The sequence below is a fragment of the Streptomyces tendae genome, from assembly GCF_008632955.1.
Lineage (GTDB): Bacteria > Actinomycetota > Actinomycetes > Streptomycetales > Streptomycetaceae > Streptomyces.
In genome coordinates this window covers 513989-533219 of the sequence record NZ_CP043959.1, presented here as the reverse complement: position 1 = coordinate 533219, position 19231 = coordinate 513989, and the positions used below count along the sequence as shown (strand labels likewise).

Sequence of the window (19231 nt, the reverse complement as noted above, 5' to 3'; positions counted from 1 at the left end):
GGTGGGGGCGGAACGTCAGGGACGACAGTTCGCGGCGGTGACCCGGCAGAGGTCCACGTGCAGGCGCGCCACGAGCGGAACACTCCGGGGCGTGGGGAACACGGCTGCTGACTTCACCAGGAGACCGTAACACCTGAACTTTGAGATCCTCAAAGCCTTACTTTGGAAGGCGTGAGGGCAAACACACACAGAGAACGCAAAGCGCCCCGGGTTCCCGCCGATGCGGGAGCCCGGGGCGCCGACGATGCGGTGCGCGGGTGTGAGGGACGTTACGAGGTCTGCGCCTGGCCCTGGGCGCGGGCCGTGTCGTCGGCCGCGTCCTCCTGGGTGCGGTTGGCGTCCAGGTTGGCCTTGGCGCGCTCCACCCGCCGCACGATCCGCTCGGAGGCCCGGTCCCGCTCCTTGCGGAGCACGACGAAACTGATGGGGGCGGAGACCAGCAGCGCGAGCAGCACGACCCACAGGCCGTTGGAGTCGCCGAGACCGCGCGGCGCGACACCGGAGTAGACAAGGCCCCAGACGACTACGAGGCAGCCCGCGAAGACTCCGAGGCGCATCAGCGTGTAGCGGAGCATCTCATCCACTCTTCCGTGCGTACGGTCAGAAACGTCCCCGAGGGGACGACGTCCAGTGAAGCACGTCCGGCGGCCGATCTTTCAGCGGGGTACGGCGCCGTGGCGGATCCGCACCGGGCTCAGGTCAGCGGCAGCAGCATGATCACGTCGTCCCGGTCGTCGCCGGGTGCCACGCGGATCGCGCCCGGGACCCGGCCGACCTCCTTGTAGCCGCAGGCCGCGTAGAAGCGCTCCAGGCCGAGGCCGCCGCGGCAGGTGAGGCGGATCGCCTCCACGCCGTCGAGGGTGCGGGCGGAGCGCTCGGCGGCGGCGAGCAGGTCGCGGCCGTAGCCCTTGCCCTGGTGGCGGGGGTGGACCATCACCGTGTACAGCCAGATCCAGTGCGTCATCAGGGGGTGGGTGTTGCGGGTGAGGAACGCCGTGGCGGCGACCTCGCCCTCCTCGTCGTGCCCCACGAGCAGCCGGGAGCGGCCCTCCGCCATGTCGGCGAACTGCCGCAGCAGGGTGGGGCGGATGTCCTCCCGCGTCACCGGCGGTACGAAGCCGACGGCGCCACCCGCCTCGGTGACGTCGGCCCAGAGGTCGAGGATGCCGTCGCGGAGTCGGCGCGTGACCTCAGGGTCCAGGGTGAAAGTAAGGGGCATGGAGGGAGTGTAACTATTACTTCAGCGCCCGCGCAGCCACTTTCAGGTCGGAGACCAGCCCTTGGTACGCGGCGTCGCGGTCGTCGGAGCGCAGTACGGCCGAGGGGTGCACGGTGGGGACCAGGCGCCGCCGGTGGCCGTGGATCTCCTCCTCCAGCACCGTGCCGCGTACATGGGTGACCCGGAACGAGGAGCCGAGCAGCGCCTTCCCGGCGGTCGCGCCGAGGACGACGACCATCTCGGGCTCGACGGCCGCGAGTTCGGCGGCGAGCCAGGGGGCGCAGGCGGCGGCCTCCCGGAGGGTCGGCGCCTTGTGGATACGGCGTTTGCGGGGCTCGGCCCGGGTGAACCTGAAGTGCTTCACGGCGTTGGTGACGTAGGCGTCGGCGGGGTCGAGGCCGGCGTCGGCGAGGGCACGGTCGAGCAGATGCCCCGCGGGGCCGACGAAGGGGGTGCCCTGACGGTCCTCCTGGTCACCTGGCTGCTCCCCGACGAGCATCAGGCGGGCGGTGGCCTTGCCGGTGCCGAAGACCGTTTGCGTGGCGTCGCGGTGGAGGGGGCAGCCTCGGCAGGTGGCGGCGGCCTTCCTGAGTGCGGGGAGTCCGCCGCGGGTGGGCAGGAAGGGGGCGGCTGTGTAGGCGTCCTCGGTCACCATGCGGAGCGGGTACCCCGCCGGGGGCGTCGGCACCATCGCCGGGTGCGGCCCGGCAGCCGTTCGCGCAGTTCCCCGCGCCCCTTCGGGTGGGTCTCGGCGGGCATGCCGGGTGCGGGTGGTCGTGGGTCGCCCGCGCAGTTCCCCGCGCCCCTGAGGGGTTGGGGGTTCGGGCGCATGCCGGGTGCGGGTGATCTTGGGGTTGCTCGCGCAGTTCCCCGCGCCCCTGGAGGGGGCTGCTGTGCCGCCGGCTGTGAAGCGAGGACCGGCCGGCACACCCCTAGGGGCGCGCGGGGAACCGCGCGACCAGCCCACACCCCGCCGCAGATGGCAGCGCACCGAGTCCCCCACCCCCCTCAGGGGCGCGGGGAACTGCGCGAGCGGCCCGCCACCCCGCCGCGGGCGGCGTCGAACCAGAGCCCCCGCAACCCCCGGAGGGACCCTCAGACCCGCATCGGCTGAGGCGACTCCCGGCGCGCCGGGTCCGGCCCGTCGTACTCACGGATGATCTCGTACCGCGTGTTCCGCTCCACGGGCCGGAAGCCCGCGTCCCGGATCAGATCCAGCAGATCCTCACGCGTCAGCTTGTTCGGCGTCCCGAAGTTGTCCGCGTCATGCGTGATCTTGTACTCGACGACCGACCCGTCCATGTCGTCCGCCCCGTGCTGCAGCGCCAGCTGCGCCGTCTGCACGCCGTGCATCACCCAGAACACCTTGACGTGCGGCACGTTGTCGAACAGCAGCCGCGACACCGCGAACGTCTTCAGCGCCTCCGCCCCTGTCGCCATCTGCGTCCGCGCCTGCAGCCGGTTGCGGATCTTGCCGTCCTTCATGTCCACGAAGTCGTGCTGGTAGCGCAGCGGGATGAACACCTGGAAGCCGCCGGTCTCGTCCTGCAGCTCACGCAGCCGCAGCACGTGGTCGACCCGGTGACGGGGCTCCTCGATGTGGCCGTACAGCATGGTGCTCGGGGTCTTCAGACCCTTCTCGTGCGCCAGCCGGTGGATGCGGGACCAGTCCTCCCAGTGGGTGCGGTGGTCCACGATGTGCTGCCGGACCTCCCAGTCGAAGATCTCGGCGCCGCCGCCGGTGAGCGACTCCAGCCCCGCGTCGATGAGTTCGTCGAGGATTTCGCTCGCGCTCAGCCCGGAGATCGTCTCGAAGTGGTGGATCTCGGTGGCGGTGAACGCCTTCAGCGACACCTCCGGCAGCGCCGCCTTCAGCTCCCGCAGCGAGCGCGGGTAGTAGCGCCACGGCAGGTTCGGGTGCAGCCCGTTGACGATGTGCAGCTCGGTGAGGTTCTCCGAGCGCATCTCCTCGGCGAGCTTCACCGCCTCCTCGATGCGCATCGTGTACGCGTCCTTCTCGCCCGGCTTGCGCTGGAAGGAGCAGTACGCGCACGACGCCGTGCAGACGTTCGTCATGTTGAGGTGGCGGTTGACGTTGAAGTGCACGACGTCGCCGTTCTTCCGCGTCCGCACCTCGTGCGCCAGCCCGCCGAGCCAGGCCAGGTCGTCCGACTCGTAGAGCGCGATGCCGTCCTCGCGGGTCAGCCGCTCACCGGAGCGGACCTTCTCCTCCAGCTCGCGCTTGAGCCCGACGTCCATGCCGTTACCTCTTTCCCAGAAGACAGACCCGCACCACCGTACGCCCCGGTCAGTCGACCTCCTCGGGCAGCTCACCGACGCGGTTCTCCCACTTGGTGGAGAGCACGATGGTGGTGCGGGTGCGGGAGACGCCCTTGGTGCCGGACAGCCGGCGGATGATCCGCTCCAGGCCGTCCACGTCGGTGGCGCGCACCTTGAGCATGAACGAGTCGTCGCCGGCGATGAACCAGCAGTCCTCGATCTCCTGCAGATCCTTCAGCCGCTGCGCCACGTCCTCGTGGTCGGCGGCGTCGGACAGCGAGATGCCGATGAGGGCGGTCACGCCGAGGCCGAGCGAGGGGGCGTCCACCGTGGCGCGGTAGCCGGTGATGACGCCGGCCGCCTCCAGCCGGTTGATGCGGTCGGTGACGCTGGGTCCCGACAGACCGACGAGGCGCCCCAGCTCCGCGTAGGAGGCCCGGCCGTTCTCCCGCAGGGCCTGGATGAGCTGCCTGTCCACCGCGTCCATCGAATCGATGCCTTCCACTGAAGAGGTACGAAGTTTCCGAGAGGTGGTGCCGTGTGGTGCCGTCGCGGCCGGCGGGCGCGCCGGGCCGCGGTCGGGCGGGTCAGTCGTCCTCGCGGGTTCCGCCGCCGAGTTCGCCCTTCCAGCGGCGGTACAGGGTGTGGGGGACGCCCGCCGCGTCGAGTACGCGTCCGGCGACGAAGTCCACCAGGTCCTGGATGTGCGTCGCGCCCGCGTAGAAGGCCGGCGAGGCGGGCAGTACGGTCGCGCCCGCCTCGTCCAGCGTCACCAGGTGCCGCAGCGTCTGGCCGTTCAGTGGGGTCTCCCGTACGGCCACGACCAGCGGGCGTCCCTCCTTGAGGGTCACGCTCGCCGCCCGCTGCAGCAGGTCCTTGGACAGCCCGAGCGCCACTCCGGCGACGCTCGCCGTGGAGGCGGGCACGATCAGCATGCCCTTGCTCGGATACGACCCCGAGGAGGGGCCGGCCGCGAGGTCACCGGCGGCCCAGTACCGTACGCCGTCGAGGTCGGCGGAGAAGGTGTCCGGCTTGCCGTCCGCCCCCCGGGACAGCCATTCCCGCAGGTCGTCGCGCCAATGGGCGTCCCGGAAGGCGATCTTGGTCTCGTCCAGCAAGGTGAGCCGGGAGGCCCGGCTGACGACGAGGTCGACGCTCTCCCCCGCGGCGAGCAGCCCCCGCAGCACCGCGGCGGCGTAGGGAGTGCCGGAGGCGCCCGAGACCCCTACGATCCAAGGCGTACGCCGCGTCTCTCCTGGCTTGGCTGGGTTCACGGGACCGAGCCTATCCAAAGTCGCAGGGCGGGAACCGGGCCAGGGTCGCCGGGCGTTCTACCGGACAACGGCCCGGCGGTGGGGGTGGACGATGACGGACTCGCGTCTGACGTGGTCGCGCGGCGACCGGGTGCGGGCCGCCGCCGTGATCGCCGCGGGCTGGGTGGCGCTGCTGTGGCTGCTCGAGGTGGCCGACGTGCTCAGCGGTCACGCGCTGGACGGCTTCGGCATCGTGCCGCGCACCCCGTCCGAGCTGGTGGACGTCGTCCCGGCGGCGTTCGTGCACTTCGGCTTCTCCCATGTGGCCGCGAACAGCGTGCCGCTGCTGGTGCTGGGTTTCCTCGCGGCGCTCGGCGGGATACGCAGGTTCCTCGCGGTGTGCGCGCTGATCGTCCTCGCGGACGGCCTGGGCGTGTGGCTCGTCTCCCCCGCCGGCAGCAACACGGCCGGCGCCTCCGGCGTGATCTTCGGCCTGTTCGGCTTCCTGCTGGTCAGCGGCTTCGTCGAGCGAAGGCCCCTGGGCATTCTGGCCGGGGTGCTGGTGGCGGCGGTCTGGGGCGGCTCGATCCTCGCGGGCCTCGCCCCCACCCAGTCCGGCATCAGCTGGCAGGGCCACCTGATCGGTCTGGCGGCGGGCATCGCGGCGGCCTTCCTCCTCCGCCGCCGCCCCGCCAAGCCCCTCGAACCGGTTCTCTAGCCCGCGCGCGCCGCGGCGACTTCCCGTCATGTCCAACGGCTGCGCGAGGGCGGTCGGTCGGCACCGGACCGGCGTGTGACGCTTCGCCCGGCCCGCCGGCCTGTCGCGGCACCCCGTGACGGCCCCGCACCGCACTGCCGGCCGTCCCCGGTACGGCGGACCCGGCGCACCCGGCGGAGGACGTCGCCGCCGGACGCCTGCGCCTGACCGACGACGGGCCGGCCCTCCTCGACGGACCGGCCCTCCGGACCGCCCGTTACACCGTCAGCCCACGCACCAGCAGGTCCAGGAGGGCGCAGACGAAGAGGGCGATGCCGATGAAGCCGTTGACGCTGAAGAACGCGCGGTTGAGGCGGGTCAGGTCGTGCGGGCGGACGATGGTGTGCTCGTAGACGAAGGCGCCGGCCACGATCAGCAGCCCGAGCCAGAAGAAGGCGCCGGCGCCGGTGAGCACCGCGTACCAGGCGAACAGGGCCGTCGTCACGGTGTGGCAGGCGCGGGCGCCCCAGATCGCCGCGGGGATGCCGAAGCGGGCCGGGACGGACTTCACGCCGATCTCCCGGTCGGTGTCGACGTCCTGGCAGGCGTAGATGAGGTCGAAGCCGCCGATCCAGATGCCGACCGCGAGGCCGAGGACGACCGCCTCCCAGGACCAGGAGCCGGAGATCGCCAGCCAGCCGCCGACCGGGCCCATGGCCTGCGCGAGACCGAGGATGGCCTGCGGGAAGTTGGTGAACCGCTTGCCGTACGGATAGACCACCATCGGGATCACCGCGACGGGGGCGAGGGCGAGGCACAGCGGGTTGAGCAGGGCCGCCGCGCCCAGGAAGACGGCGAGGGCGATCAGCGCGCCGGTCCAGGCGTGCTTGACCGACATGGCGCCGGTGACCAGCTCCCGCTGCGCGGTGCGCGGGTTACGGGCGTCGATCTCCCGGTCGATGATGCGGTTGGCGGCCATCGCGAAGGTGCGCAGGCCGACCATGGCGACGGTGACCAGCAGCAGCCGGCCCCAGTGGATGTTCTCGTCCCACTCGTACATCGCCGTGAGGGCGGCGATGTAGGCGAAGGGCAGCGCGAACACCGAGTGCTCGATCATCACCAGCCGCAGGAACGCCTTGGTGCGTCCCGGCTGCCGGGGAAGCGCGGCGGAGGCCGAGGTCACAGTCCGTACTCCTTCCAGCGGCGGTCGACCTTCGACGCCGTCTCCGGGTCGGACTCCACCATCTCGGGCCAGCCCCCGTCCCGCGTGTACCCCTCCTCGGGCCACTTCCTCGTCGCGTCGATGCCCGCCTTGCCGCCCCAGAACTGCTGGTAGGAGGCGTGGTCGAGATGGTCGACGGGGCCTTCGACGACGGTGAGGTCGCGGGCGTAGTCGGTGTTGCCGAGGGCCCGCCAGGACACCTCGTGCAGGTCGTGGACGTCGCAGTCGGAGTCCACGACCACGATCAGCTTGGTCAGCGACATCATGTGCGCGCCCCAGATGGCGTGCATCACCTTCTGTGCGTGCTTCGGGTACTTCTTGTCGATCGAGACGATCGCGCAGTTGTGGAAGCCGCCCGACTCGGGGAGGTGGTAGTCCACGATGTCCGGGACGATGATCTTGAGGAGGGGCAGGAAGAAGCGTTCCGTCGCCCGGCCCAGCGGTCCGTCCTCGGTCGGGGGCCGGCCGACCACGATCGACTGCAGCAGCGGGCGCTTCCGCATCGTCACGCAGTCGATCGTCAGCGCGGGGAAGGGCTCCTGCGGGGTGTAGAAGCCGGTGTGGTCGCCGAACGGCCCTTCGGGCAGCATCTCCCCGGGCTCCAGCCAGCCCTCGATCACGACCTCCGCCTGCGCGGGCACCTGGAGCGGGACCGTCTTGCAGTCGACCATCTCGATCCGCTTGCCCTGCAGGAACCCGGCGAACAGGTACTCGTCGATGTCGCCGGGCAGCGGGGCGGTGGAGGCGTACGTCACGGCCGGCGGGCAGCCGAAGGCGATGGCGACCGGCAGCCGCTCACCGCGCCGCGCGGCCACCTGGTAGTGGTTGCGGCTGTCCTTGTGGATCTGCCAGTGCATGCCGATGGTGCGCTTGTCGTGGCGCTGGAGCCGGTACAGGCCGAGGTTGCGGACGCCCGACTCCGGGTCCTTGGTGTGGGTGAGGCCCAGGTTGAAGAAGGAGCCGCCGTCCTTGGGCCAGGTGAAGAGCGCCGGGAGCTGTTCCAGGTCCACGTCGTCGCCGGTGAGCACGACCTCGTGCACGGGCGCGTCGGACGACTTCACCTTCTTCGGCGGCACGTGTGTCATCGCGCCTAGTTTCCCGAAGGCCTCGCGCACCCCGACGAAGCCGTGCGGCAGCTCGGGCTTGAGCAGCCCGCCGATCTTCTCCCCGATCTCCGCGTACGACTTCAGACCGAGCGCCTTCAGCAGCCGGCGGTCGGTGCCGTAGACGTTCATGGCGAGGGGCATCGAGGAGCCGCGCACGTTCTCGAAGAGCAGGGCGGGACCGCCGGCCTTGTTCACCCGGTCGACGATCTCACCGACCTCCAGATGCGGGTCGACCTCGGCCTTGATGCGCTTGAGGTCGCCCTCGCGCTCCAGCGCCCTGAGCAGGGAGCGAAGATCGTCGTAAGCCATGGGGTCCAGTATCCCCGAGCGGCTACGCTGGACTCGTACCGCCCACCTCTTTCGCTGGAGAGGCCCCATGCTTCGGGTGCTGATGTTCCTCGTGCCACTGGCCCTGAGCGTCTACGCGTTCATCGACTGCATCAGCACGAAGGACGAGGACATCCGTCACATGCCCAAGCCGCTGTGGGCGATCCTCGTGCTGCTGTTCCCGCTGGTCGGGTCGATCTCCTGGCTCATCGCCGGCAAGAAGCGCCAGCCCGTCGGCGCGGGCGGTTCCGCCTGGGGCGGGAGCGGCGGCCGCCGCCAGTGGGTCGCCCCGGACGACAACCCGGACTTCCTGAAGTCCCTCGACGAGGACAAGAAGCGGGAGAAGGACCGCGACGCGGACGAGGACCCCAGGAACGACTGACGCTGCCCCCCCCCGCACACGATCCGGGCACGTCGGCTGCCGGTTCCGGCCGGGCCTCGGTGACACGCACCCGCCCCGCGCCCCGCGCTCACCGGGTGACCGCCGGCGCCGGCCACCGTGCGCCGCATCCTGCGACAGACCCGGCCCCCGCCGCCGGCCCCGAGCCCGCTCGGCTCTGTCCCCGTCCGCTGTCGCCGTGAGCACCTGCGGGGCCGCCACGGCCACTCACGGGCGGTGCGTCTTCCAGCACGGCAGCCCCAAGTAAGCCTGTGCGCACCTATGGTGAGGGTCCGTCAGACGAGCGGCCCGCGCCGGGCGTAATGACTTGCGCCGGAAACACTCTGCGTGGTTAATGGGTCACCTGTTGACGAGCATTCAGCTGACGGGAGGTCGGGAGACCATGGGAAGCGCCCCGCCGCCCTCGCCCGGCACGCCCCCGTCGGGGCCCGCCACCCCGCCGCCGATGTACGGGTACCCCGCGCCTCCCGTGCACCCCGCGCCACCGGGCCGGCGGGCGCAGCCGCCGGGGCACCACGACATCCCGTCCCCGCCCGCCGTGCCCCCGCGCGCTGTGCGCGCCGTCGACCTCCGCGTCGGCAAGCGCCTGCTGTGGGTGGACGGGGCCGCGTACCCCCTGCAGAACATCACCAGGGTCTACACCTTCACCCTGACGCCCCGGCGCAAGGAAGCCACGCTGCGGTTCCTCAAGCGCGCGGCGCTGACCCTCTCGGTGGCTTTCGGACTGACGATCGTCGCCGGACTGGCGTCGATCGGGAACACCTCGATGGCCGGCGGCATCCTCATGTTCACCTGGATGGGGGCACTCGCGGCCCTGGTGTTCAGCGCGGTGGAGCTGTTCTCCGTCCTGGGGGCGCCGCCCCAGTACGTGCTGGCGATGGAGACCTCCGGGCCCTCCATCGCGATGGTGACCAGCGGCGACCCGCGCCAGCTCGACCGGCTGGTCGAGCCCATAGTGCGGGCCATCGAGAATCCTGAGGCGGAGTTCCAGGTCAAGGTGGAGCAGCTCCTGGTCAACCCCAAGAACTATTACTTCGGCGACAACGTCAACATGTACGGCGGATCCGGCAACGTGGGAGTGGGTCACTCGTGAGCGGCGACAACTACTACTTCGGTGACAGCGTCTCGATGCACGGCGGCCTCGGCAACACCGGCATCGTCAAGAACCAGGCCGCTGCCGGGGCCGGGACGTCGCCCGCCCTGGAGGCGGCGATCGCGCAGCTGGTCGAGCTGGTCGCCGAGCTGCGCGCGCAGGTGCCGCCGGCCAGGGCGCAGTCCATCGACGAGGTGCTGCCCGACGTCACCAGGGCCGACGCCGAGCCGCAGCAGCGCCACCGCGCCCTGCTGGCGGTCGCGGGCATCGCCGCCACGGTGGGTGCGGTCGGCCAGCCCGTGGTCGAGGCCGTGAACAGCGTCCTCGCGCTGCTCGGCGGCTGATCCCCCCGGTGCGGCGGATCGACGGGGCGATCGCCCGGGCCTGGCTCGCCACCGCGGTCGAGGAGGCACGGGCCGGTCTCGCCGAAGGAGGCGTCCCGATCGGGGCGGCGCTGTACGGCGCGGACGGGGCGCTGCTCGGGCGGGGGCGGAACCGGCGGGTGCAGGACGGGGATCCCTCGACGCACGCGGAGACGGCGGCCTTCCGGGCGGCGGGGCGGCAGCGGTCGTACCGGGGGACGACGATGGTGACCACGCTCTCGCCCTGCTGGTACTGCTCGGGGCTGGTGCGGCAGTTCGGGATCTCGCGGGTGGTGGTCGGGGAGTCCGTCACCTTCCACGGCGGGCACGACTGGCTGGCGGAGCACGGCGTGGAGGTCGTGGTGCTCGACGACCCGGAGTGCGTGGCGATGATGCGGGAGTTCGTCGCCCGCCGCCCCGAGCTGTGGCACGAGGACATCGGGGAGTGAACGCGACGGAGGCCGTCCCGGACCAGGGTCCGGGACGGCCTCCGTACGACGGGACGGCTCTGCTCAGAAACCGACCGCCTGGAGCGCGCCCAGGCCGACGTCGGCGTAGGAGTGCTTGCCGGAGACGAAGATGTTGACGCCGTAGTAGTTGAACAGCCAGCAGCCGAAGGCGAGCAGGGCCAGGTAGGCGGCCTTGCGGCCCTTCCAGCCGGCGGTGGCGCGGGCGTGCAGGTAGCCGGCGTAGGCGACCCAGGTGATGAAGGACCAGGTCTCCTTGGGGTCCCAGCCCCAGTAGCGGCCCCAGGCGTCGCCGGCCCAGATGGCGCCCGCGATGATCGTGAACGTCCACAGCGGGAACACGGCGGCGTTGACGCGATAGGCGAACTTGTCCAGGGAGGCCGAGGCGGGCAGCCGCTCCAGGAACGACGTCGCGAAGCTGCCGGGCTTGCCGCCGTTGGCCAGCTTGTTCTCGTACGCGTCCTTGAACAGGTACATGATCGTCGTGAAGGCGCCGACGTAGAAGACCGCGCCGCACAGGATCGCCGTCGAGACGTGGATGTACAGCCAGTACGAGTGGAGCGCGGGGACCAGCTGGTCGCTCGCGGTGTACAGGACGGTGACGGCGAGACCGAGGTCGAGGAGGACCGACGTGGTCAGGAACAGGCCGAGCCAGCGGACGTTCTTCTTCAGCGCCAGCAGCAGGAGGTACACGCCCACCGCGGTGGTGGAGAAGGTGATGTTGAACTCGTACATGTTGCCCCACGGCGCCCGCTGCACGGACAGCGCGCGGGTGAGCACACCGCCGACGGAGAGCAGGAAGGCGAGCACGGTGAGGGAGATGGCGACGCGTCCGTAGAGGTCGCCCTTCTCGTCGCCGCCGTGCGCCCCCGGCCCGTCGGGCACGTCACGCGAACCGGAGGCCGCGCGCACCACGACCTTCGGCCGCTCCAGTACCGCGGTGCCGCCGCCCTGCTTCACGGTGACGGCAGGTGCCGTCACCGCCGACGCCTTCGGGGTGAGCGCGGCCGCCGTGCGGGCGACCTTGCTGCGGCTGCCGAGGAGCCACTCGGCGATGTACGCGAAGAAAGCGAGGGTGTAGACCGCCATCGCGGAGTAGATCAGCACATTGCTGATCTCCGCGAGGTTCTCGTTGGTCGCGGCGGCGAGAGTCACTGCTGCTCAGCCCCTTCGGCAGGCACGGCTTGAGGGTCGGGGTCGGTGGACTTGGTGGTTCCGGATCCGCTGGGCGTTCCGGGGTCTTCGGAGGGTGTGGCGTCCGGCTCGGGGTCGGGCGCGCCGGGGGCCAGGTCGTAGAGGATCCCGGCGAGCTCGCCGAGCTCCTCGGGCACCTTCGCGGACTCGCTGCGGCCGAGGCCCGCCATCTCGACGACGGTCACGCCGTCGTCGCCGCGGACCGCGCGCACCCACACCCGGCGGCGCTGGACGAACAGCGAGGCGGCCAGTCCGCCGATCGCGGCCACGGCGCCGCCGAGCGCCCAGCCGCCGCCCGGCTCCTGCACGACCTGGAAGCCGGCCCACTCCTTGATGTCCTTCTCCAAGGTGATCGAACCGGCACCGCCGGGGAGCGTCATGGTCTCGCCGGGGGTGAGCAGCTGCTTGAACAGCTCGCCGTCGGCGTCCTTGAACTCCTTCATCTTGGTCTTGTCCATCTGGTACACGCTCTGCGGGATGCCGGAGTCGGCCTTCAGGTCCCCGTGGTAGGCGTTGAGCGCGAGCACCGGGTAGTCCAGTGCCGGGAACTGGGAGAGCATCGTGCCGCTCGCGGACCCGCCGAAGGTGGGCACGAAGAAGGCCTGGAAGCCGAGCTGCTCCTTCTTGCCCTGCGGGTTGCGGTAGCCGTCGAGGACCTTGATGACGCCGTTGGAGGTGACGTTGTTGTCCAGCGGCAGCAGCGGCACGGCGTCCCGGTAGACGACCTGGCCCTTGCCGTCGCGGACGGTCACGACGGGCGCGTAGCCGTGGCTGACGAGGTAGACCTTGGCGTCGCCGATCTCCAGCGGCTTGTTCACCTTGATGACGGCGCGCTTCTCGTCGCCGTCCGGCCCGTCGGTGTACGTCACCTCGGTCTCGTACGTGCGCGGGGTGCCCTTGTTGGGGCCGGTGCGCTCGTAGGTGCCGGTGAACTCCTTGACGTCGAAGCTGAACGGCACCAGGTCGTCGTTGGTGAAGAGGTTGCCGGACTTGAAGTCGTCGTACTGGGTGAGCGTGTTGGAGAAGCCGTCGCCCTCGACGACGATCTTGTTGCCCTCGGACTTGAACAGCTGGCCCCAGGCGAACGCGATCAGCATGACGATGAGCGCGAGATGGAACGCCAGGTTGCCGAGCTCACGCAGGTAGCCCTTCTCGGCGGCGACGGCGTCCCCGACGACATGGGCGCGGAAGCGGCGCTTCTTCAGCAGCGCGAGGGCGGCCTCGCGCACCTCCCCCGCGTCGGTCCTGGTGCGCCAGGTGGTGTGCGCGGGCAGCCGGGTCAGCCGGCGGGGCGCGCCCGGCGGGCGGCCGCGCAGCTGGCCGACGAACTGCCAGGTGCGGGGCACGATGCAGCCGATGAGCGAGATGAACAGCAGGATGTAGATCGCGGAGAACCACACCGAGCTGTAGACGTGGAACAGGCCGAGCTTGTCGTAGACGGGCGCGAGGATGTCGTGCCGCTCGCGGAAGTCGGCGACGCGGGTCTCGTCGACGCCGGTCTGCGGGATGAGCGAGCCGGGGATCGCGGCCAGCGACAGCAGCAGCAGGAGCAGCAGCGCCACCCGCATGGAGGTGAGCTGCCGCCAGAACCAGCGGGCCCAGCCGATCACGCCGAGCGCGGGCAGGTTGGGCGAGGGCGCGTCCTCCACGGGCGCGGTGGACATCTGCGAGCCGGCGGCGCCCAGGTCCTGGTCGTCACCGGCCGTCGTGGTGTTGTCCGTCGTGGTGTCGCTCATGGGTCAGATCCCCACCGTGAAGCCGTTGGACCAGGTCTGCATCTCCGCCACGAGGCTGTCCCACGCGCCGGTGAGCAGCAGCACACCGGTCGCGATCATCATCGTGCCGCCGATGCGCATCACCCAGGCGTAGTGCCGCTTGACCCAGCCGAAGGCACCGAGCGCCTTGCGGAAGGCCACGGCGGCCAGCACGAAGGGCACGCCCAGCCCCAGACAGTACGCGACGGTCAGCACCGCGCCGCGTCCGGCGCTCTCCTGCTGGGCGGAGAGCGTGAGGACGGAGGCGAGGGTGGGCCCGATGCAGGGGGTCCAGCCGATGCCGAACAGGGCGCCGAGGACGGGCGCGCCGATCAGACCGGTGGCCGGCCGCTTGTGGAAGCGGAACTCCCGCTGGGTGAGCCAGGGCATCAGGCCCATGAAGAAGACGCCCATGAGGATCATGAAGACGCCGAGGATCTTGGACAGGACGCCCGACTGCTCCTGGAGCGTCTGCCCGAAGTAGCCGAAGAAGGCGCCGCCGGAGACGAACACGACGGTGAAGCCGAGCACGAACAGGGAGGCGCCCGCGACCATCCGGCCGCGCCGGGCCTCGGCCAGGTCGGTGCCGGAGACGCCCGTGACGTAGGAGAGGTAGCCGGGGACCAGCGGCAGGACGCAGGGCGAGAAGAAGGAGACGAGCCCGCCGAGCACGGCGATGGGCAGCGCCACCAGCAGGGCGCCGTTGAGCACCGTGCCGTTGTAGCCCGTCTCCGCGGCGAGCGTGTGCAGGGCCGTCACGTCACTTCTCCGCGACGACCGGTTCGAGCATCTTCCGCAGCCGTTCCTCGTCGAGGGCGGTCAGCGAGCGGGCGGCGATCCGGCCCTCCCGGTCCAGCACCAGGGTCGAGGGGATGGCCTGCGGGTTGAGGGTGCCCTTCTCGAAGCGGAGCATCAGCTTGCCCGTCGGGTCGTACAGGCTCGGGTAGCCGATGCCGAAGTCCTTCTCGAAGGCCAGGGCGGCCGTGGTGCTGCCGTCCCGGGTGTTGATGCCGACGAACTGGACGTCCTTGCCGGCGTACTCCTGGGAGACCTTGGCGAAGTACTTGGCCTCCGCGCGGCACGGGTTGCACCAGGAGCCCCAGACGTTGAGGACGACGACCTTGCCCTTGTAGTCGCCGACGTCGAGCTTCTTGCCCTCCAGGGTCTCCCCGGACAGTTCCGGCGCTGCGACGCGCTTGCCGGCGGCGACGGTGGAGATGCCGTCGGTGCCGGTGACGAAGCCCGTGTTGCCGCCCCCGCCCGAAGTGCCCCCGGAACCGCACGCGGTCAGGAGCAGTGCGGCCGCGGCGGCACCGGCGGCCAGGGTGGCGCGACGGCGGGCGGGCACGGCGCGTGCGGCGCGGTTCGAGCTCTGCGCGGCTCGGTTCGAGCGCTGGGGGGCGCGGCTGGCGGCACTCATGTGAAAAGTTTCGCATGCCCGTTCCGGGGATCTTGCGCACCCCCCTGCGGGCCCCGGTGCGGGCGGAAACCCGCATCTCAGGCGGGGTCGGCGGCTCCGGTCGCGGTGGTGCCGCCGAGGTCACGGGTGAACGCCTGCCAGCCACCTGCGGGTTCCTGGCCCACGTCCAGGGTGCGCAGCCGGTCGAGCATCGCGGGCTTCTGCACGTCCAGCCAGTCGGTGAACTGCCGGAAGGAGACGAGCCTCACGTCCTCGCCCTTCTCCTTCTCCCGCGCGATGTGCCGCAGTGCCTCCTCGACGGCGTCCATGTAAATGCCGCCGTTCCACTGCTCGAAGTGGTTGCCGACGAAGAAGGGTGCCCGATTCGTCTCATATGCCCGCTTGAAGCCTGATATGTACGCCTTTGCCGACTGCCGTCGCCAGCCCGGGTAGTTGTGGGCCGGGGCGTTGGTCGAGTTGACCGACTGGTTGGCGAGCATGTTGTAGTCCATCGAGAGAACCTCGAATGAGTGTCCGGGGAAAGGTATCTGCTGGAGCGGAAGGTCCCAGATGCCCTTCTTCCTGGACGGCCAGGTCTGCCGCCCGCCGGGCGAGGAGGCGTCGTAGCGCCAGCCGAGCTCACGGGCGGTGGGCAGCAGCTGGTCCTGGCCCAAAAGACAGGGCGTACGGCCGCCGACCAGTTCCTTGTCGTAGTCGAACGGCAGGGACTCCACGTCGGTCCACCCGGAGTTGGTCCGCCACTCCTTCACGAACGACTTCGCCTGCTCGATCTCGTCGCGCCACTGCTTCGGCGTCCAGTTGCCGACGCTGCCCGAGCCGCCGCAGAAGTGGCCGGAGTGGGTGCCGCCCGTCGGTGAGGTAGCCGATGTCGGAGGCGCCGCGCGGGTTGTTCGGCGGGTCGTAGAGCCGCTTCTTCGACTCGGGCAGCAGATACAGCCCCGAGAGGAAGAAGGTCATGGACGCGCCGTGCTCCTTGGCCAGGTCGAGGAAGCGCGGGAACAGTCCGTTGCCGACCTCGCCGGCGCCGTCCCACGAGAACACGACGAACTGCGGCGGCGTCTGACCCGGCTCCAGCGGCACGGGCGCGTCCGGCTGATGGGGCTGCCTGCCGGTGAAGGAGGTGGAGCCGTCACCGATCGGACGGGCCGTCGCGGTGGGTTGTGGCTTCGGTGTCGTCGGGCGGTCGCCGTGGCCGGTGCGGGAACCGCCGCCGGGGGTCGATCCGTCGGAGTCGGTGTGGCCGCCGCAGCCGGCCAGGGAGACGGCGGCAGCGGCCCCCGCGCCGAGCCCGAGCATTCCCCTGCGGGAGAGAGTGCGCATGGCATCCCCCTTCGTCACGTCCGTGAGTGGTCACCCAGTCAGAGGACTTGACGAAGGGGGAGGTTCCCGTCAGATGCGGAGGTTTGGCAACGAAACCCCGGCCGGGGCCGCGCACGGCGGACACACCGGCGTCACGCGCCGAAGGCCTTGCCCTGCCCCTTCACCGGCTTGGCGCCCGCCCGCAGGTGCGCGGGCACCAGGTCACGGGCCGGTTCGCTGTAACCGACCGAGACGATCTTGTCGCCGCGGTAGGTGAATGTGGTCAGCGAGGCCAGGGTGCACTGGCGGCGGCGCGGGTCGTGCCACAGCCGGCGCTTCTCCACGAAGGACCGCACGATCCAGATCGGCAGCTGGTGGCTGACCAGCACGGCCTCGTGCCCGCGCGCCGCGTCCTTCGCCGCGTCCAGCGCGCCCATCATGCGGACCACCTGGTCCACGTAGGGTTCGCCCCAGGACGGCTTGAACGGGTTGACGACGTGCTTCCAGTTGCCCGGGCGGCGCAGCGCGCCGTCGCCGATGCCGAAGGTCTTGCCCTGGAAGACGTTCTCCGCCTCGATCAGCCGCCGGTCGGTGGCGATGTCCAGGCCGTGCGCCTTGGCGATGGGCTCGGCCGTCTCCTGCGCCCGCTCCAGCGGGGACGCGCAGACGTGCACCACGTCCCGGGGGGCCAGGTGCTCGGCGACCCGGTCGGCCATGCGCCGGCCCAGCTCGGAGAGGTGGTAGCCGGGCAGGCGGCCGTAGAGGACGCCGTCCGGGTTCTCGACCTCGCCGTGCCGCATCAGGTGGACGACGGTGACGTCCTCGTTCTCAAGGGTCCCGAAGGTCTTCTCGGAGCTCACGCGGTGGCCTCCGCCGCTGCTCGGGCCGCCGCCGGAAGGGCGTCGGCGATGCGCTGGACGGCCCGCTCGTCGTGGGCCGTGGACACGAACCAGGACTCGAAGGACGACGGCGGCAGGTAGACGCCGTTCGCCAGCAGCGAGTGGAAGAACGCGGTGTAGCGGAACGACTCCTGCTTCTTGGCGTCCTCGTAGTCACGCACCGGGTTCTCCGTGAAGAACACGGAGAACATGTTGGAGGCGTTCTGCAGGGTGTGCGCGACGCCTTCCTTGCTCAGCGCCTCGGTGACGAGCGACTGGATCCGCGCGGAGACCGCGTTCACCTTCTCGTACGCGGCGTCGTCGAGCAGCCGCAGCTGCGCGAGCCCGGCGGCGGTGGCGACCGGGTTCCCGGAGAGGGTGCCGGCCTGGTACACGGGCCCGGCCGGGGCGAGGTGCGCCATCACGTCGGCGCGTCCGCCGAAGGCCGCGGCCGGGAAGCCGCCGCCCATGACCTTGCCGAAGGTCATCAGGTCGGGCCGCACGCCGTCGACGCCGTACCAGCCGGCGCGGCTGGTGCGGAAGCCGGTCATCACCTCGTCGGAGATGTACAGCGCGCCGTTCTCGGCGCACGCGTCCTTGAGCCCCTGGTTGAAGCCGGGCAGCGGCGGGACGACGCCCATGTTGCCCGGGGACGCCTCGGTGATCACGCAGGCGATCTCGCCGGGGTGGGCGGCGAACGCGGCCCGCACGGCGTCGAGGTCGTTGTACGGCAGCACGATCGTGTCGCCGGCCTGGGCGCCGGTCACACCGGGGGTGTCCGGCAGCGCGAAGGTCGCCACACCGGAGCCGGCCGAGGCGAGCAGCGAGTCGACGTGGCCGTGGTAGCAGCCGGCGAACTTGACCACCTTGCTGCGCCGCGTGAAACCGCGGGCGAGCCGGATCGCCGACATGGTGGCCTCGGTGCCGCTGGACACCAGCCGCACCTCCTCCAGCGGCGCGATCCGGGCGACCATCTCCTCGGCGAGCGCGACCTCTCCCTCACCGGGGGTGCCGAAGGAGGTGCCGCGCGCGACGGCCTCCTGCACGGCGGCGATCACCTCGGGGTGCGCGTGCCCGAGGATCATCGGCCCCCAGGAGCACACCAGGTCGACGTACTCCCGCCCGTCGGCGTCGGTCAGATACGGCCCGCTGCCGGAGACCATGAACCGGGGCGTGCCGCCGACGGCGCGGAAGGCACGCACCGGTGAGTTCACACCACCGGGAGTGACGGCCGCGGCACGATCGAACAGCGCCTGCGAGGCTGGGGCTTCGTACGTGTATGGCAGTTCGCTCATGACCTGCGACTTCTCCGACCTTTTCCGACGTCCCGGGTATCTCGCCGGGCTGCGGCTGCTGTGACTCGTTTCAGGGTAGGCCAGGGGCGCTCCACGGCATCCCCGCCCCGATCAGGGCGGTGATCGGGGTCCCGGATCCGCTGTGATCTGCGAAACTGGCCCCTGGTGCACACACCCGGCACGGCCGGGCCGGGTGCGGCCCGCGAAGATCCAGCGGTCGGATGTTTCACCGCACGTTTCGGCGGGCGGCCGTGGGGGAGGTCACTGTCACGATGATCGGGTTGCGCGGCGGGGGCCACGCGTCCTAGAAAAGCAGTCGGGTGGAGATATGCATCGCGGTGGCGGACTGGGCGAGGGGACCGACGACCTGGGTCCTCGACGTGCCCGGCGGGGAAGGCACCGACGCGAGGCGGAGGAGACGGAACAGACGCGTCGTTCACACGGCGAGCCGGAGCGGATCGGCCCACTGGACGGGGCGGGGAGCAGGAATGGTGGTCGGGTGGGGGTGACGTACAAGTACTTCGGTGCGCCGGACGGCGCCACCGCGGCCCGCGTCCCGATCTCCATGCGCCCCGAGGAGCTCGGCGGGGACGAGCTGGGCATGGGCGGCATGTTCACCAAGATCAAGCCGGAGACCATGGCCGCGATGGTCCTCACGGGCATCGAGGGCGTCCCCCTGCACAAGGTGCCGCCGCTGGAACTGGTCGTCCTGCACCCCGACTACGCGGTCGTGAAGCTGCCCATGACGGTGGTGGACCCGCTGCGGGACATAGGCGAGGAAGCGGTGGGCGCGGCGGCCTTCATCTGGTCGACGGTCCCGGACCGCGGCGGCCCGCGCGACGCGTTCAACGTCTACCAGCTGCTCCACGAGTGGCAGGACTTCTCGCACCGGCTGCACGAGGCGGGACATCAGCCCTATTGCCTGGTGTGGCCCTGAGCGGGGCGTCAGGCACACACAGGCAGGG

21 protein-coding genes and 1 pseudogene are annotated in these 19231 nt (G+C 70.9%); 6 read left to right on the top strand and 16 right to left on the bottom strand.

All coding sequences use genetic code 11. The features are described from left to right. Nucleotides 1-15: 15 nt before the first annotated feature. The 7 genes from F3L20_RS35540 to F3L20_RS02550 form a co-directional block, all read right to left on the bottom strand. On the bottom strand, nucleotides 16-102 hold the full coding sequence (locus F3L20_RS35540; protein ID WP_311642580.1) for a putative leader peptide: 87 nt from the start codon (nucleotides 100-102) through the stop codon (nucleotides 16-18). A 167-nt stretch (nucleotides 103-269) separates the two neighbouring features. Then, nucleotides 270-575 carry a DUF4229 domain-containing protein gene (locus F3L20_RS02575; RefSeq protein WP_150157194.1) on the bottom strand — a complete coding sequence of 102 codons (306 nt, stop codon included), beginning with the start codon at nucleotides 573-575 and terminating at the stop codon, nucleotides 270-272. 119 nt (nucleotides 576-694) lie between these two features. After that, nucleotides 695-1219: a GNAT family N-acetyltransferase gene (locus F3L20_RS02570; RefSeq protein ID WP_150151788.1), complete on the bottom strand. Its 525-nt coding sequence runs from the start codon at nucleotides 1217-1219 to the stop codon at nucleotides 695-697. Between the two features lie 16 nt (nucleotides 1220-1235). Continuing rightward, a complete protein-coding gene (locus F3L20_RS02565; RefSeq protein ID WP_150151785.1) occupies nucleotides 1236-1874 on the bottom strand; it encodes a UdgX family uracil-DNA binding protein in 639 nt (212 codons plus the stop codon). A 440-nt stretch (nucleotides 1875-2314) separates the two neighbouring features. After that, the gene (mqnE, locus tag F3L20_RS02560) at nucleotides 2315-3478 is read right to left on the bottom strand and encodes an aminofutalosine synthase MqnE (RefSeq protein ID WP_145829674.1); all 1164 of its coding nucleotides are present in this window, start codon (nucleotides 3476-3478) and stop codon (nucleotides 2315-2317) included. 49 nt (nucleotides 3479-3527) lie between these two features. Next, nucleotides 3528-3986, bottom strand: a complete 459-nt coding sequence (locus F3L20_RS02555) for an Lrp/AsnC family transcriptional regulator (RefSeq protein ID WP_024883040.1) — start codon at nucleotides 3984-3986, stop codon at nucleotides 3528-3530. Nucleotides 3987-4086: 100 nt separating this feature from the next. Next, nucleotides 4087-4773, bottom strand: a complete 687-nt coding sequence (locus F3L20_RS02550) for a UbiX family flavin prenyltransferase (RefSeq protein ID WP_150151783.1) — start codon at nucleotides 4771-4773, stop codon at nucleotides 4087-4089. Between the two features lie 91 nt (nucleotides 4774-4864). On the opposite strand from F3L20_RS02550, the gene F3L20_RS02545 reads away from it, so the two are divergent. Then, a complete protein-coding gene (locus tag F3L20_RS02545) occupies nucleotides 4865-5470 on the top strand; it encodes a rhomboid family intramembrane serine protease (protein ID WP_150151781.1) in 606 nt (201 codons plus the stop codon). A 256-nt stretch (nucleotides 5471-5726) separates the two neighbouring features. Here F3L20_RS02545 and mqnP read toward each other — a convergent pair whose 3' ends face one another. Both mqnP and F3L20_RS02535 read right to left on the bottom strand, forming a co-directional pair. Beyond that, nucleotides 5727-6632, bottom strand: coding sequence for a menaquinone biosynthesis prenyltransferase MqnP (gene mqnP / locus F3L20_RS02540; RefSeq protein WP_150151778.1), 906 nt, complete (start codon nucleotides 6630-6632; stop codon nucleotides 5727-5729). Then, nucleotides 6629-8086 (bottom strand): menaquinone biosynthesis decarboxylase, encoded by a 1458-nt coding sequence (locus F3L20_RS02535; protein ID WP_145829670.1) that lies wholly within the window; start codon nucleotides 8084-8086, stop codon nucleotides 6629-6631. The genes mqnP and F3L20_RS02535 overlap by 4 nt, the downstream gene beginning before the upstream one ends. Before the next feature lie 67 nt (nucleotides 8087-8153). Here F3L20_RS02535 and F3L20_RS02530 point away from each other — a divergent pair, with 67 nt between their 5' ends. The 4 genes from F3L20_RS02530 to F3L20_RS02515 all read left to right on the top strand — a co-directional run bounded on the left by F3L20_RS02530 (nucleotide 8154) and on the right by F3L20_RS02515 (nucleotide 10408). Next, nucleotides 8154-8486, top strand: coding sequence for a PLD nuclease N-terminal domain-containing protein (locus tag F3L20_RS02530; protein ID WP_150151775.1), 333 nt, complete (start codon nucleotides 8154-8156; stop codon nucleotides 8484-8486). Between the two features lie 400 nt (nucleotides 8487-8886). Then, nucleotides 8887-9597, top strand: a complete 711-nt coding sequence (locus F3L20_RS02525; RefSeq protein ID WP_240810823.1) for a DUF6232 family protein — start codon at nucleotides 8887-8889, stop codon at nucleotides 9595-9597. Then, nucleotides 9594-9941 (top strand): hypothetical protein, encoded by a 348-nt coding sequence (locus tag F3L20_RS02520; RefSeq protein ID WP_145829668.1) that lies wholly within the window; start codon nucleotides 9594-9596, stop codon nucleotides 9939-9941. Before F3L20_RS02525 ends, F3L20_RS02520 begins: the two co-directional genes overlap by 4 nt. A 17-nt stretch (nucleotides 9942-9958) precedes the next feature. Beyond that, complete coding sequence (locus F3L20_RS02515; protein WP_382687899.1) at nucleotides 9959-10408, top strand: nucleoside deaminase; 450 nt, start codon at nucleotides 9959-9961, stop codon at nucleotides 10406-10408. 63 nt (nucleotides 10409-10471) lie between these two features. Here the strand turns inward: F3L20_RS02515 and ccsB are convergent, their stop codons facing one another. From ccsB to hemL, 7 genes and pseudogenes are all read right to left on the bottom strand, one after another. Next, nucleotides 10472-11581, bottom strand: coding sequence for a c-type cytochrome biogenesis protein CcsB (ccsB, locus tag F3L20_RS02510; RefSeq protein ID WP_150151769.1), 1110 nt, complete (start codon nucleotides 11579-11581; stop codon nucleotides 10472-10474). Further along, nucleotides 11578-13356 carry a cytochrome c biogenesis protein ResB gene (gene resB, locus F3L20_RS02505; RefSeq protein WP_150151766.1) on the bottom strand — a complete coding sequence of 593 codons (1779 nt, stop codon included), beginning with the start codon at nucleotides 13354-13356 and terminating at the stop codon, nucleotides 11578-11580. Before resB ends, ccsB begins: the two co-directional genes overlap by 4 nt. A 3-nt stretch (nucleotides 13357-13359) precedes the next feature. Continuing rightward, nucleotides 13360-14133 carry a cytochrome c biogenesis CcdA family protein gene (locus tag F3L20_RS02500; RefSeq protein ID WP_145829664.1) on the bottom strand — a complete coding sequence of 258 codons (774 nt, stop codon included), beginning with the start codon at nucleotides 14131-14133 and terminating at the stop codon, nucleotides 13360-13362. Between the two features lies 1 nt (nucleotide 14134). Further along, on the bottom strand, nucleotides 14135-14794 hold the full coding sequence (locus tag F3L20_RS02495) for a TlpA family protein disulfide reductase (RefSeq protein WP_150151763.1): 660 nt from the start codon (nucleotides 14792-14794) through the stop codon (nucleotides 14135-14137). A 77-nt stretch (nucleotides 14795-14871) separates the two neighbouring features. Beyond that, nucleotides 14872-16090: pseudogene (locus tag F3L20_RS02490) on the bottom strand (hypothetical protein). Between the two features lie 155 nt (nucleotides 16091-16245). Continuing rightward, nucleotides 16246-16893, bottom strand: a complete 648-nt coding sequence (locus F3L20_RS02485) for a histidine phosphatase family protein (RefSeq protein ID WP_150157192.1) — start codon at nucleotides 16891-16893, stop codon at nucleotides 16246-16248. 56 nt (nucleotides 16894-16949) lie between these two features. Then, nucleotides 16950-18266 (bottom strand): glutamate-1-semialdehyde 2,1-aminomutase, encoded by a 1317-nt coding sequence (gene hemL / locus F3L20_RS02480; protein WP_150151760.1) that lies wholly within the window; start codon nucleotides 18264-18266, stop codon nucleotides 16950-16952. Between the two features lie 328 nt (nucleotides 18267-18594). Between hemL and F3L20_RS02470 the strand changes: the two genes are divergently transcribed. Further along, a complete protein-coding gene (locus F3L20_RS02470; protein WP_206338850.1) occupies nucleotides 18595-19203 on the top strand; it encodes a hypothetical protein in 609 nt (202 codons plus the stop codon). The last annotated feature ends 28 nt before the right edge of the window (nucleotides 19204-19231 follow it).